10 protein-coding genes are annotated in these 15,094 nt (G+C 39.3%); 8 read left to right on the top strand and 2 right to left on the bottom strand.

Going from position 1 to position 15,094, the window contains the following annotated elements; genetic code table 11:
* Positions 1-59: 59 nt before the first annotated feature.
* Entirely contained in the window at positions 60-584 is a 525-nt protein-coding gene (locus BM291_RS10760; RefSeq protein ID WP_092897227.1) for a hypothetical protein, read from the top strand.
* A 159-nt stretch (positions 585-743) separates the two neighbouring features.
* On the top strand, positions 744-3,581 hold the full coding sequence (locus tag BM291_RS10755) for a S9 family peptidase (protein WP_092897225.1): 2,838 nt from the start codon (positions 744-746) through the stop codon (positions 3,579-3,581).
* 72 nt (positions 3,582-3,653) lie between these two features.
* Here the strand turns inward: BM291_RS10755 and BM291_RS10750 are convergent, their stop codons facing one another.
* Positions 3,654-4,448 carry a thymidylate synthase gene (locus BM291_RS10750; RefSeq protein ID WP_092897522.1) on the bottom strand — a complete coding sequence of 265 codons (795 nt, stop codon included), beginning with the start codon at positions 4,446-4,448 and terminating at the stop codon, positions 3,654-3,656.
* A gap of 133 nt (positions 4,449-4,581) precedes the next feature.
* On the opposite strand from BM291_RS10750, the gene BM291_RS10745 reads away from it, so the two are divergent.
* Positions 4,582-6,834 carry an efflux RND transporter permease subunit gene (locus BM291_RS10745; RefSeq protein ID WP_092897223.1) on the top strand — a complete coding sequence of 751 codons (2,253 nt, stop codon included), beginning with the start codon at positions 4,582-4,584 and terminating at the stop codon, positions 6,832-6,834.
* A gap of 11 nt (positions 6,835-6,845) precedes the next feature.
* On the opposite strand, the gene BM291_RS10740 is transcribed toward BM291_RS10745, so the two are convergent.
* Entirely contained in the window at positions 6,846-7,889 is a 1,044-nt protein-coding gene (locus BM291_RS10740) for an endonuclease/exonuclease/phosphatase family protein (protein ID WP_092897221.1), read from the bottom strand.
* Between the two features lie 244 nt (positions 7,890-8,133).
* Between BM291_RS10740 and BM291_RS10735 the strand changes: the two genes are divergently transcribed.
* The 5 genes from BM291_RS10735 (at position 8,134) to BM291_RS10715 (ending at position 15,058) form a co-directional block, all read left to right on the top strand.
* Positions 8,134-8,709 (top strand): DUF2911 domain-containing protein, encoded by a 576-nt coding sequence (locus BM291_RS10735; RefSeq protein WP_092897219.1) that lies wholly within the window; start codon positions 8,134-8,136, stop codon positions 8,707-8,709.
* Positions 8,710-8,846: 137 nt separating this feature from the next.
* The gene (locus BM291_RS10730; protein ID WP_092897217.1) at positions 8,847-11,261 is read left to right on the top strand and encodes a penicillin acylase family protein; all 2,415 of its coding nucleotides are present in this window, start codon (positions 8,847-8,849) and stop codon (positions 11,259-11,261) included.
* 5 nt (positions 11,262-11,266) lie between these two features.
* Positions 11,267-11,641, top strand: coding sequence for a hypothetical protein (locus tag BM291_RS10725; protein WP_092897215.1), 375 nt, complete (start codon positions 11,267-11,269; stop codon positions 11,639-11,641).
* Positions 11,642-11,785: 144 nt separating this feature from the next.
* On the top strand, positions 11,786-12,271 hold the full coding sequence (locus BM291_RS10720) for a protein kinase family protein (protein ID WP_317045656.1): 486 nt from the start codon (positions 11,786-11,788) through the stop codon (positions 12,269-12,271).
* Positions 12,272-12,466: 195 nt separating this feature from the next.
* A complete protein-coding gene (locus BM291_RS10715; protein WP_092897520.1) occupies positions 12,467-15,058 on the top strand; it encodes an SLBB domain-containing protein in 2,592 nt (863 codons plus the stop codon).
* Positions 15,059-15,094 lie beyond the last annotated feature (36 nt).

Below are 15,094 nucleotides of genomic sequence, written 5' to 3'. Positions count from 1 at the left end.
AATTTGTATCTGAAAATTTAATTATTGTATTTTTGTTTTAATTCACCTGCTAGAATAAAATGCCTGCACCTCGGATTTTTAAATATTTCATAATTACCCTGTTTCTCTTCACACCCCTTGTCGGGAAATCTGTGGTAGCGCAGGTTTCGCCTGGGTATTCAATTACCGAAGAAAGTTTTGTGGAATATCATAAGTTAAGAATTAGAAGTGTGGATAATGTTTCTGATCTATCCAAAAGCTCTGTAGCGTCAGACTTGAATTTTACACCATTAACTACTATTGAAAATAATCTTGCCAAAAATCTTAATTCACATTGGGTTTGGTCTGAAAATACGCTTGATATACTTGATAGTTATTCACCATTTTTATTCAGAACAAAAAAATCTGCAAATGTGGAAGAAGTAAAAGTTCTACTTCAGGTGAATGCAATGGGTAGACTAAGTGGTTTCGAGGTAATGAGCGATGTAGACAAGGGCCTGAAAGAGCGAATAGATTATGTTCTAAGAAAATTGCCTGATTGCAAGCCTGTGCCTGGTTACGATAACTATGGGATAGAAACATTCGAATTAATAATCAAAAAATAGTTAGCCGGTTTATCCGGCTTTTTTTTTTAAGCGGTTAGGGCAGGGAAACATAGTGTTTTTATTTTTGAAGTGTTCCTAACTGCCAATTTCTACTCTAAACTATTAGAAGTGTCTTATTTTGGTTTGTGGAACAGGGTCTAACCTTTAATTCACCACAAGATGAAAATTACAAGATTTGGAGTTTTGCTGATTGTTCTGCTCCTCGGTTCACAATCACTTTTTGCACAACAAAAAAGGCCTCTTGCTCACACTGATTACGATGGATGGGAAAGAATGGCTTCAGAAAAGATCACCAAAAATGGAAAATGGCTAGGTTATCAAATATCGCCACAAGATGGAGATGGGCGCATCGAGATTTTCTCGTTCAAAGATCCCAATAAGCGTCAAATTATTTCTAGAGGATCTTCTTTTGTGTTTTCTGCTGATGATGCATTTGCTGTTGGTAAGATTGTACCTGAGAAAGATTCAGTCTATGTATTGAAACTGAAAAAGACCAAGAAGGATGATATGCCTGCAGACAGTCTTTTTATTTATAATATGGCAGCAGGGAAATTAGAGAAACTCCCGAGGGTAAAATCTTTTGCCACACCAGAGAAAGCAGGGAGTTGGATTGCTATTCATTTTGAAAAGGAGAAGAAAGAAAAAGAAAAGAAAGCTAAGGATAATGAAACTACCGAGGCAGACTCAACCGCGAAGGCTGATAAACCGAAGAAAACAGACGGAACCAAGCTTTCTGTTAGAAAATTAGATGGCTCAGTGAGTTATGATTTTGATCGAGTGAAGTCTTATGGTTTTTCTAAAAATGGAGAATTCCTTCATTATGTTCTAGCAGAGGAAGATACTTTGGACAATGCCGCCATTTATTTACTGAACCTCGGTAATGGAGAAAACAAACTGCTATCTGAAGGCATGACTTCTTACTCAGATATGACCTTTTCTCCTAAAGCTAAATACCTTGCTTATCTCACTACGGATGATTCTACCAAATCCAAAAAAATGTATCATTCACTCATTCTTGTTCAAACTCTGAATGGAAATGTAAAGGAAGTAGCGAATAAAGAATCTGATGGCATTCTTGCTAATGGGAGAATTAGCGAGAACGGTAACATCACATTCTCTGAAAATGAGGAACGTTTATTTTTTGGCGTAGTACCAGAATACGTGGATTACAGCTATGAAAGTGATACGACCCTATTGGATGATGAGAGAGTAAGTCTAGATATCTGGGGATGGCAGGATTCAGAGATTCAGCCTATGCAATTGAAAAATAAAGGGCGCGAAGAGAGATTCTCATATTTGGCAACCATTGATCTCAAAACCGATAAAATCACTCAGCTCGCAGACCTAGATGTGAAAAATGTAAGTCTGGAGTCAAAAATAGAACGTGATTTTGGTATAGCTTGGACTGATGCGCCCTACCGTATCAACTACAGTTGGGATATTCAGACTGGCCGAGATTTGTATTTGGTAGATTTTAAAGATGGATCCAAAACACTGATTGAGAAAGATGCTTCAGGTTTTCCTTCTATTTCTCCAGAAGGAAAGTATGTGTATTGGTACGATGGACGTGATAGTAGTTGGGTAGCCTACGATGTAGCTACTAAGGCTAAAATCAATCTCACCAAAAGTGTTTCCGAAGTGTTTTATGAAGAATTACACGATTCACCATCTCTTCCTGGTAGCTATGGAAATGCTGGTTGGTTAGAAGGTGATCAAGCATTTTTGGTTTACGATAGATTTGATATTTGGAAAATAGACCCAAAAAATCCTGCTGGAGCAGTTAACCTGACTCAAGGAGCAGGTAGAAAATCCAATACAGTATTTAGAAGACAAGACCTGGATAGAGAAGAAAGAAGTATTGATCCTAAAGGGCAATTATTACTTTCTGCTTTCAATGAAAAGAATAAAGATTCCGGATTTTTTACGGGCTCATTCGACGGCAAGTCTACTCCTAAGCAGTTAATCATGTCAGCAAATCGATATTCCGGTCTGACCAAAGCAAAAGAAAGCTCTGAAGTGTTTCTAACTAAGTCCACTTATCAGGAGAATCCAGATTTGTATTTGAGTGATCTTTCTTTTAAAAACCTCAAAAAAGTATCCAACCTAAACCCTCAGCAAGCCAATGTGAATTGGGGCTCTGTAGAGTTGGTGGACTATCTTACTAATGATGGCGAACCTCTCCAAGGTTTGTTATTCAAGCCGGAGAATTTCGATGCTTCTAAGAAATACCCGATGATGGTTTATTTCTATGAGCGCAACAGTGACGGTCTGCATAATTATAGAGCTCCTGCTCCAAGTGCTTCCACGATCAATATTCCATATTTTATAAGTAATGATTACCTGGTTTTTGTGCCAGATATTAAGTACGACTTAGGCCTTCCAGGGCCAAGTGCTTACAACTGTATTATTCCAGGTGTTCAATCTATTGTCGCCAGAGGATTTGTAGATGCAGATAATATGGCGATCCAAGGTCAAAGTTGGGGTGGATACCAAGTTGCATATTTGATCACTCAGACGAATATGTTCAAAGCTGCAGGAGCAGGAGCGCCTGTGGTAAATATGACTTCAGCATATGGAGGAATTCGATGGGGTACAGGCATGAGTCGTATGTTCCAATACGAGCAAACTCAATCAAGAATAGGAGGGACACTTTGGGAAAAGCCAGTTTACTATATAGAAAACTCTCCCTTGTTCTTCATGGATCGTGTGAAAACTCCCGTTTTGATTATGCACAATGACGAGGATGGTTCAGTGCCATGGTACCAAGGAATCGAAATGTTTATGGCATTGAAGCGTTTGAATCAACCAGCATGGCTACTCCAATACAATGGCGAAGACCACAATCTGGTGCAGCGGAAAAACCGAAAAGATCTCTCTGTCCGTCTCAGTCAGTTCTTTGACCATTACCTCAAAGGAGCACCAGCTCCACTATGGATGTCAGAAGGACTTCCCGCAGTGGAAAAGGGGAAAACACTTAAATATGAGCTAGAGAAATAAAGTCAAAAAGGCCTGAATCAAAATCGATTCAGGCCTTTTTTGTGATATAAGTGAATGAAAAAAGACACTTATTTACACCGCCACAGCAGCCTTGATATGTGGGTGCGGGTCGTAATTCATCAATTCGAAGTCCTCGTATTTGAATTCAAAAATATCCTTGATCTCAGGATTAATTTTCATTGTTGGCAATTCTTTCAGCTCTCGACTCAACTGAAGCTCAGCTTGCTCCAAATGATTGGAATATAAATGAGCATCGCCAAAAGTATGAACGAAGTCACCCGCTTCTAAACCACACACCTGAGCCACCATCATAGTGAACAAAGCATAGGAAGCAATATTGAAAGGCACTCCTAGAAAAACATCTGCGCTTCGCTGATAAAGTTGGCAACTTAATTTGCCATCAGCTACATAGAATTGGAAGATAGTATGGCAAGGAGGCAAGGCCATATTGTCCACATCAGCCACGTTCCAAGCACTAACAATATGCCTGCGACTTTCTGGTTTGGTTTTGATTTGATGGATAAGATTTTTGATTTGGTCGATTTCTCCACCTTTGCCATCTGGCCAATGTCTCCATTGATAGCCATAGACTGGCCCCAAATCTCCATTTTCGTCTGCCCATTCATTCCAAATGGACACCTTATTGTCGTTGAGGTATTTGATGTTCGAATCACCTTTGAGGAACCAAAGTAGCTCTATGATGATAGATCGTAAGTGAAGCTTCTTGGTAGTTACTACTGGGAAACCTTTAGATAGATCAAATCGCAATTGATGACCGAATATACTACGCGTTCCCGTCCCTGTTCTATCTCCTTTTACTGCTCCTTCGTCTAGGATTTTGCGCATCAAATCGTGGTATTGCTTCATCTCGTCTGTTTGATTTTCAAGTTTCGGCAAGTTAATCAGTTCAGAGAATAAATGGAATTGATTTAGCACAAAGCAGCCTCAATCTTGTTATACTTGAAAAAGTAATAGGATAAATATTCATGTAAACGAATAGATGTTTCGAAAGTCAACAGCTTACACATTCCTTGTTTCTGCAGTGTTACTCTGCGTTTTGCTAGCGGTTTTCCGTCCAATTCCACAATTCAATTATGATTTTGAAACTTTCTTCCCGCAGAATGACGAGGACTTAGACTTCTATCAAAATTTCAAAAGTCAGTTTGAAAATGATAATGACTACCTCCTAGTTGCGCTGGGAAATGAAACAGGTGAACTATTGTCTCCTGGTTTTTTGACAAAAGCTACTAGTATACAGGATGAAATCCAGCGATTTAATCAAGTTGATACGGTCATTTCCATTCTTAATTTGGAGCAACCCATCATTGGGATTTTTGGATTGAGATCTAGAAAAGTATTGGATTGGTCAGATGACAATTCCCTTGGTAAAACTTCTTCTAATCTGGATCAATATAGCTCTCAGCTGATTTCAAAGGATGGAAATGCACTTTTGCTCTGGATCAAAAACGAGCAAAATATTTCCAAGTCGGATGGAGACAGCTTATACAGTTCTATAAAAAGTGTCTTCAAAAAGCATGGTATTCAACCTCTGGCAGTAGCAGGGAAAATCCAGACTCAGGGTGATTTTATCAAGTTGATGCAGAATGAATTCGGGCTGTTTTTCGGGGGCTCCATCTTACTGATGCTGCTTTTGCTCGTACTGATTTTCAGATCTTGGTGGGGAGTAATTATTCCGCTATTGGTTCTAATCATAGGCGTCGCATGGGCTTTTGGCTTACTTATTTTGTTGGGAAAACCTCTGGATGTGATGTCAATCATGCAGCCCACTATTTTTATGATTGTCGGTTTAAGTGCTTTGATTCATTTTTTCACTCATTTTATTAAAAAACTTAAAGAAGGCGATGAGAAGGGCGCTGCAATACGGGCTGTTTTCAAGGAATTAGTTGTTCCAGTTTGGTTAACCGTGCTGACAACAGCATTAGGTTTTATTTCACTCTATTTCACAACCATCCCAGCTCTTCAGGATTTCGGATGGACCACTGGGTTAGGAGTGTTGGTGATGTTTTTTGCTGTGATTTCACTTGCTCCAGGTTTACTTTATCTTATTCCCATTAGAATCCCTAAATCACTTCAGGAGGCAGAAAAGCTAACTTTGCTATTGAAGATTTTTTCCTGGCAATTGAAACATAAAAAGTCCATCCGCCTATCATTTCTTGGGATTACTCTTCTCTGTATCGCCTTAGGCTCTACACTTAAGATTAATGGATACCTATTAGATAATCTTCCTATTGATCATCCTATTAGACATGACTTTGAATATTTTGACATGCAATTTGGAGGTTCAAATCCATTGGAGATTTATATTTCAGTTGGTGAAAAAGCAAATTCTTTGCTGGACTATAATGTGCTGGTAGAATTGGGTAAAGTAGAAGCGAAAATCCATGAGTTGTTTGGCGAAGGCCAGGCTATTTCTCCTTTGACATTGGTGAAATCTATCAATCAAGCACAAAACCAAGGTGACGTAAAAGCTTTCCAACTTCCCTCCAGAGGACAAAGGCAGCGAATGGATAAATGGATCGATAAAGTAATAGAGGAAAGTGATGCAAAAGTGCTATCTGCTGATCAAAAATCAGGGAGAATCAGCGCCAGAGCTCCAGATTTGGGTTCTCTGAAAATGACTACGCTTCGGGCAGAGTTGACTGAGTTTGCTCGTCAGGAAATTAATCCTGATCTACTACAAGTTCGATGGACTGGGACTGCCTATTTGATTGATAAGGGGCACAAATCTGTGACTTTACAGATGGCTAAAGGCCTCGGGGTCGCATTCCTCTTAGTTGGTGTAATCGTAGGTTTTCTGTTTAGGTCTTGGCGAATTTCATTTCTGGTGCTGATACCGAATTTCATTCCACTCATATGGATGCTTGGACTGATGTACTTCTTGGGAATTGAATTTAAGCTGACCACCGCGATCTTGTTTACAGTAGCCTTTGGGATAGCAGTGGATGATAGTATACACTTTATGAGTAGACTGAAGCACGAATTGGTTTTAGGTAAAAACCTGATATATGCATTGAAACGCACTTTTTTAGAAACTGGTAAGGCTATTGTTCTCACTACAATAGTTTTGACTGCTGGATTCGGCTTGTTGATCTTTAGCCAGTTTGGAGTTACCCATTTTACGGGTTTGTTGATTTCTGCGTCTATGATTTTTGCTCTATTGGCAGATCTGATGTTATTACCACTACTTCTTTTACCCTTAAAAAAGATGTGGGAGAAAAAATTCAAGAAATGATAATTGTATAATTATTCCGCAAATCCCTCCCAAGTAAATGTAGCTGATACAGGGTAATGATCGGAATAATCAACCTCTCTGTGAGTTTTGAATTGTACTGCCTTCAGCTTTTGACTGGAGAAAATATGGTCAATTCTTAAGAAGAAAAGAATACGGTTATAAGTAAAGCCGAAACCTCTTCCTGCATTCTCAAAAGCATTTTCATAATTCTCACCTAGTTTGAAATAGGTGTATGAGTAGGGGATTTCATTTAAGTCACCCATTAGAATTAAAGGATGGGGACTATTATTCATGTGCTCCAATAGTACTTTAAGTTGTTTGCTCCGAGCTAGACTACCTCGCTGAAGCTTGCCTAATGTTTGCCTGTAATTTTCCTTGACCCCTTCCAGATTTTCCAGTCCATCTGAGTTAATCCGCATTGATTCCAAATGAGTGTTATAAATACGAATGGTATCATTTTTCACTAGAATATCAGCGAATATGGCGCCATTAGTCCCCTGGGCATCGAAGACCTTACCGTCATTGATGATGGGGTATTTGGAGAAAATAGCTAAACCATTTGATTTTTTACTTGGGTTACCATCGGTGATATGATAGGAAACTTTGTAGTTAGAGTTTTTTCCAAGAATCTTGATTGCATCACGTGAAGGAGTCGTGTTGTCCTGATAAAATTCTTGAAAAACCTTCACGTCGGCTGGTTGGTTTTGAAGCCAAGAGAGCACATTTGAACCGGGAGCTACCTCACTTTTTGGGTTGTCAAAGAACATATGCGCGTTGTAGGTGAGGACTTTCAAACCTACGGCTTCCTCATTTTTTGGATGGATCTGGAATGTGGCAAGAAAAAATTTGTAGCCGATGAGTAAAGCAAAAAGAGGTAGAAACGATAATTTCCTCCAGGATAAAATCAAGATTATCAGGAGTAATACATTTAGTACTAAAATCAATGGGATGAAAAAAGGCAATAATCCCACGTATTGAAAATACTCCGGTGAGATATAAACGCTAGCAAACAACAATAGAGATGCGACAAAAATGAGCCAAGTAATAATTTTCATGAATTGAAATTGATCTGGTAATATATTATGCAATAAATCATGATCCTATTGAGGAATGTGCGCGTATTACCTTCAGAGCAATCTTCGATCCAAGTGAAAATTGATTGGTAGAAATCATTTTACTATTCTGTAAAGTTAAAATTTTTGGAATTGAAGCAAATGATTGCATCGCAAATGATGAAAGAGAGGCTTGAATTTTGCTCATTTACTAAATATTAGTTATTTCGATAGAAATTTACCCACTATGAAAACGTACCAAACTATTTTAGCGACAGCAGTTATTGCAATGGCTTTTGCTTCATGCGGTGAATCAAAGACCTCTGAATCTTCAGAGTCTGAAGTAGCTGCAGAAACCAAAGAAGCCGCTGAGGCATCAGAATCCAGACCGAGCCCATTGATGGTGAAAGAAGGTCAGATTTCCGGTAAGGCATTTAAAGTACAATATGGTTCTCCTGCGGTGAAAGGCCGAGAATTATGGGGAGATTTGGTGCCATACAATGTAGTATGGAGAACTGGCGCAAATGAAGCATCATACGTGGTTCTATCCGAGGATATGACAGTAGAAGGCAAAAAACTTCCTGCTGGTAAATATTCTCTTTTCACTATCCCAAAGGAAACTGGTCCGTGGACCGTGATTTTCAATTCTGAGTGGGATCTAGAGCATGGCCATTTCCAATACGATGAGAAAAATGACGTTTTGAGGGTGGATGTAAACCCTGTTTGGGAAGAAAGTAATCAAGAAGGGCTAATGATGGATATTAAGAGCCCTGGGTTAGTGATTCGCTGGGAAAAACTTAAGTTGCCGATCACGATTAACTAGTACTATATATTCACATAGAAGCCCTCAAAATCATTTTTTGAGGGCTTTTTTTATTTTTAGATCCTAAAAGGATACCACTAATTGACTAATAGTTCGCAGATTCGGCTAAATTCGTCACATTACCTGAAATCGATTCAATGAAGTATATAGGTTTTTTAGTCGTTTTGACTTTGACAGTAGCTTTAGCCCTGTCAGTATCTAAGCAGTTTGGAGCCATTCCACCCTTAGCTCCTCTACTTGATCCTTACCATGGATTTTGGCAAAATTCATTCTCTGAAGATGAATTGGCCGAAGATATATTGGAACTCAGCAATTTGAGCAGCGAGGTGAAAGTGGTATATGATGAAAATCTTATCCCTCACATTTTTGCAACTAGTCAGGCTGACCTGTACCGGGCTCAAGGATACATCACTGCAAAGCACAGACTTTGGCAAATGGAATTTCAAACCATGGCAGCAGCGGGGAGAATTTCTGAAATCGTCGGCCCCTTGGCTTTGGATCTGGACAGAATGACGCGAAGAAAGGGCTTGGCCTACGGTGCTGAGAAGGGAGTGGTATTTATTCAAGAAAATGATCCAGAATCCTACCTTTTGTTAGAAGCCTATGCAGATGGAGTGAATCAGTACATAGATCAATTGAAAGACGCTCAGTTACCTGTGGAATATAAAATCCTCAATTATAGACCTGAGCACTGGACAGCTTTCAAATCTATTCTTTTGTTGAAATACATGACTGACATGCTGGTAGGCGACCGTGATTTGGAGTATTCCAATCTGCGTAAAATCTTGGGAGATGTCATGTTGGATAAGCTTTATCCAGAATATCCTGCGGGTGTAGACCCAATCATTGAATCTGGTCATAAATGGAATTTCAATCCACTTGCAGTTACTCGCCCCGACAGCATTAATTATCCTGATGATCAATTAGTACTTGACCCTTTGCCACAGCCAGAGGAAGGTACAGGCTCAAATAACTGGGCAGTATCTGGATCGAAAACTAAGAGCGGAAATCCGATTTTGGCAAATGATCCTCACTTGAGTTTGAACCTTCCGTCACTTTGGTATTCCATGCAGTTGACTACACCTGAGCACTCTGTGAAAGGTGCGACACTTCCAGGTGCCCTAGGAGTGATTTCCGGTTTCAATGAAAATATTGCTTGGGGTGTTACAAATGCTACCCGAGATACTAGGGATTGGTACAAAATAACTTTTCAGGATGAGTCGAGACAAGCTTACAGATATGGTGAAAAGTGGGAACAGACCACTTTTAGAGTAGAAGAAATAAAAGTGAAAGGTGAAGAGGCATACCTTGATACCGTTGCCTATACACATTATGGGCCAGTGGTCTATGATAAAACCTTCAATTCTAATCGTCAGGATGTGAATTTTGCATTGAAATGGAATGTGCATGAAGGTTCAAATGAGCAGAAAACTTTCCTTTTGCTGAATACTGCAACGAACTATGAGGACTATAATACTGCCTTAGATAATTTCACGGCTCCAGCTCAGAACTTTGTTTTTGCTTCTAAAAGCGGAGATATCGCCATGCGTATTCAAGGTAAATTCCCACTCAAATGGAAAGGACAAGGAAAGTTCTTTATGGATGGGGCTGACCCTAGAATGGAATGGCAAGGATATATTCCAAATGCACAAAATGCCAGTACCTTAAATCCTGGTCGTGGTTTTGTGAGTTCAGCCAATCAGCATCCTACAGACTCAACTTATCCTTATTATGTGTTTGACAACAGTTTTGAATTCTATAGAAATCGTAGGTTGAATAGTCGACTTAGCGAAATGAAAGAAATCACTGTTGAAGATATTCAGGCACTACAATTCGACGATTACTATTTACATGCTGCTGAAGCATTGCCTATCATGCTGGGCTTGCTCGGAAGTGAGTTTGAAGACGATGACCAAGCAAAAAAGTATATCACCTTATTGAAAGAGTGGGATTTTTATGCGGATCCTAATCAAAAGGGTCCATCCTTATTTTATATCTGGTGGCGAAAAACATATAGTCAAGTATGGAAGGAATTGTCTGGCAATGTTGCTCCCATTGTTTTACCTAGCTACTATCAGACAGTCTTGTTTATGAAAAATGAGCCCGAAGGAATAGTGTTCGATTTGAAAAATACCGCGCAAACAGAAATGGCCTCGGCCCATGTAAAGCAGGGCTTCAAAGAAATGCTTGAGGATATGAAGAAATGGGAATTGGAGGAGGGGGATTTTTCCTGGGCCAATTATAAGAATACAACAATTAAGCACCTTGTTCCACAGTTTAAATCATTTTCTGTGGAGAATGTCTACACTGGTGGAGGTTCAGGGATTATTAACGCCACCAGCGAAAGGCATGGGGCAAGTTGGAGAATGGTTGTAGAATTAGGCTCAGAAGTGAATGCATATGGCATTTATCCTGGAGGGCAATCAGGCAATCCAGGTAGCAAGTTTTACAGTAATTTCATTCAGAAATGGGCAAATGGAGAATACTTGGATTTTAAGCAAAGGACTACAGACCAAACTGAGGGTGTATTATTCCAAACTATTTTAAACTAAGAGTTATGAAATTTATACTATTCACCTTTCTCACGGCCTTACTTGTCGTCGTATTTAATCCTTTTCTACATTACTGGTCAGTTATGCTGCTGATCGCAATTTTTGCAGCCTTGGTGGGAAATAGGGGAGCCGGAGCTTTTTTTGCTGGAGGGCTAGGAATGGGGTTAGCGTGGCTAGGCCAAAGTCTCTACATCAGTACAGTTTCAGGTAGTCCTCTGCCTCAAAAAATGGGAGAATTAATGGGCTTTGGGTCTGATATTGCCTTGTTTGCAGTGACTGCAGTATTAGGTTTTTTTCTAGGAGCCTTTAGCGCGTTGACTGGAAGTGTTTTTAGAAGACTTCTGAAAAGAAAGCCAGATAATATCTACAAAGGATATTGACAATAAAAAGAAAGTAGTTTTCAGCTGTCATTCTATTCAAAAACACAAAGTTTTATTTTTCCTATCCAAACCAATGAGTACCTTTGTTACTCACTATTGGGGTGAATTTTTATGCTTGAATCCTTGATTACATCAAAGACAAGGTTGAGATTACTTGTTAAGTTTTTCGTTAATTCCAAAACGCAGAGCCACTTAAGAGGATTGGCGGATGAATTTGGGGAATCAACCAATGCTATACGTAAGGAGTTGAACAATTTGACAAAGGCAGGAATCCTTGTAAAAGAATCTGATAAAAATAAAATTGCCTACATGGCAAATGTTAAGCATCCCTTTTTTACTAACATTCAAGATATCATTCGAAAGTATTTGGGACTGGATAAACTCTTGGAGCAAATTCTTGAACGAATGGGAGAAGTAGATCAAGTAGTACTAGTTGGAGATATTTCTAAGGGTATCGATTCAGGTAAGATTGACGTAGTGGTAACGGGAGATAATCTGAATGAGGATTACATTTTAAGTCTATCTAATAGAATCGAGCAAATAATATCGAGAAAAGTGGTATTGACATTGCTAGACGAGAGGATGGTTTCTACCGGTCTGATTTTGTTTGACAAGGAAGTCGGGGCATAAGTAAGCCCTTTTTTACAAGTGAATTTTATGATAGGCGCTCCTGTGACTGAAAGGGCGAAGCTGTGATAAATTGTTTGAGAATTAATGAAAAATCAGAAATTTGCAGTTGATACAGAGTTGGAAATTGAATTGAACACGAAAATTATAGAATTGAAAAAATACACTTGGTTGATTAATGCAAAGAATTGCCTGCTTATGGCGATTTTTTTATTGGTAGCCTTTGCAGCGCAAAGTCAAAGCCTCTCAGATATCCAAAACCTAAAGGTTGATGATTTGTCAGATGCTCAAATCGAGCAACTAGTAAAACGAGCTGAATCAAATGGCCTTACCACAAATCAGTTAACTGCTTTGGCACGCGAGAGAGGAATGCCTGCGTTAGAAGCAGCTAAACTGAGTAGGCGAATCTCTGAACTTCAGATGACAGCTATGCCACAGAGTGGTTCTCAAGATGGATCTGGTGGTAGAACGATCAATGGCTTTCAGGAAACTGATATGTTTGATTCCATCCGTCGATCGGACCCATATTACGATTTGACTTTAAAGCAGAAGAAAATTTTTGGATTCAAGCTGTTTCACAACCGTGATCTTAACTTCAATCCGAGCTTAAATATTCCAACTCCAATGTCTTATGTGATTGGATCAGGAGATCAATTGTTGCTTGACGTTTACGGTGCTTCTCAGCAATCCTACGATTTGAATGTTTCTCCCGAGGGAAGAGTTTTTATTCCTAATGTCGGTCCTATACAAGTAGGAGGGTCGAGTATAGAAGCAGCTTCTTCTAGGATTAAAACTGCTCTTGGTAGAATATACTCAGGGATGAATGGCTCCAACCCAAATACCTTTATCCAATTAAGGTTAGGTAATATTCGTTCGATTAAGGTTTCTATGGTGGGTGAATTGACCAAACCTGGAACCTACACTTTGCCATCCTTTGCAACAGTTTTTAATGGACTTTTTGCTGCTGGAGGACCAAATGAAAATGGTGCATTTAGAAATGTCCAAGTCTATCGGGACAATAGATTAGTTGCCACTGTTGATATTTATGAATTTCTTTCTCGTGGTATTCAAAGTTCAAACATTACGCTTCAGGACAATGATGTAGTAATAGTACCTCCAGTTTCTACCCGAATTGAAATTGTAGGACCTGTCCGCAGAGAAGGTCTTTTTGAAGTGAAACCTAGCGAGTCTTTGGATGATATATTAGTATATACTGGCGGTTTTACTAGTATGGCCTATAAAGACAGAATCACTGTCCGCAGAATTGAAAACAACCAACGGAAAGTGGTAGATGTACCATCTGGTGAGTTTGGTACATTTTCTCCCAAAGATGGGGATGAGATATTAATAGGAGAGGCATTAGATAGATTCTCAAATAGAGTTCAAGTAACAGGATCAGTGACACGACCTGGAGAATATTCCTTAGACGAAAGTGGATTGACTGTAAAAGGTCTGGTTGAAAAAGCTCAGGGCTTAAAACCAGAGGCATTTTCTACTCGAGCTACACTATACAGAACTAGTTCTGATTTAACTTTGGCTGCAGAGTCTCTTAATCTAAAAGGAATATTGAATGGAACATCTCCGGATGTGCCCTTGAAAAACGAAGATCTTCTATTTGTACCGAGCAGGTATGATATTCAAGAGGAGTATTATGTGAAGATTTCTGGTGAGATTAATTATCCCGGCACTTATCCTTTCGCTTCAGACATGACTGTCGGAGACCTTATTTTGAGATCAGGAGGTTTGCTGAAATCAGCTACTAATTCATCAATTGAGATAGCTAGGAGGGTGCGTGATGCTTCTTCTGGGAAGATCGCAGAGATAGAGACCTTATCGATTGATCCAAATTTAGAGTTGACTGATGAAGAAAGAAATCAACCACTTCAGCCATTTGACCATGTTTTTATAAGAAGAAGTCCAGGGTTTGAAAGAGAACAGTTGATTTCAATTCAAGGGGAGGTTACCTATCCAGGGGACTTTGCGATCGCCGCTGCTAATGAGCGAATCTCAGATGTGATTAAACGAGCGGGAGGGGTAACTCAATATGCCTATCCAAAAGGAGCAAGCCTGATCAGAAGAACAGTTTATTTCAAAGGGCCAACGGATGAAGAGTTGAGGAATCAAGCGCTTAAAGATATTCGATCAAATTTGGATCCTGAAACAAATAGAAACTCGAATGAAGCCGAAGAGTTGTTGTTTGACAGGATAGATAAAAAGCTTGCTCAAAATGAATTGGTGCGGTTGGAAAGAGAGCAGGCTGAGCAAAAACGTAAGCTTTTTGCTATTGCTCCTGCTTTTGATACACTGAGACAAGACTCAACGATCACTTCTATGAGATTAAAAGAACAGGATTTTGTAGGGATTAACTTAGAGTATATATTGACCCATCCAGGCTCAGAAGAAGATTTAATCTTACTTGAAGGAGATATAATACAGATACCAAAAGAATTGCAAACTGTACGTATGGTGGGTGAAGTGTTATTGCCTACTACTGCCAGATATAGCAAGAAAAATAATTTGAGAAATTACATATCAAAAGCTGGGGGCTTCACTGAAGAAGCTCGACGTGGGAAGACTTACGTAGTTTATGCCAATGGTGATGCTAAGAGAACGCATCATTTTTTAGGGTTGAGATTCTATCCTGAATTGGAGCCAGGTGCTGAAATTGTAGTCCCAAAGAAGCCTGTAAGAAGTCGTATGAGCCCAGCCACTTGGATAGGAATTGCATCTAGTATGGCCACTGTGGCCATTTTGGTCCAAACGATAGTGAATAATAGTAAGAATCCATAGTAAACAAAATCAAATATTAGTTATTAATCCTAGTTA

Source organism: Algoriphagus aquimarinus (assembly GCF_900112005.1).
Taxonomy (GTDB): Bacteria; Bacteroidota; Bacteroidia; order Cytophagales; family Cyclobacteriaceae; genus Algoriphagus; species Algoriphagus aquimarinus.
This window is presented reverse-complemented; position numbering and strand designations above follow the sequence as displayed.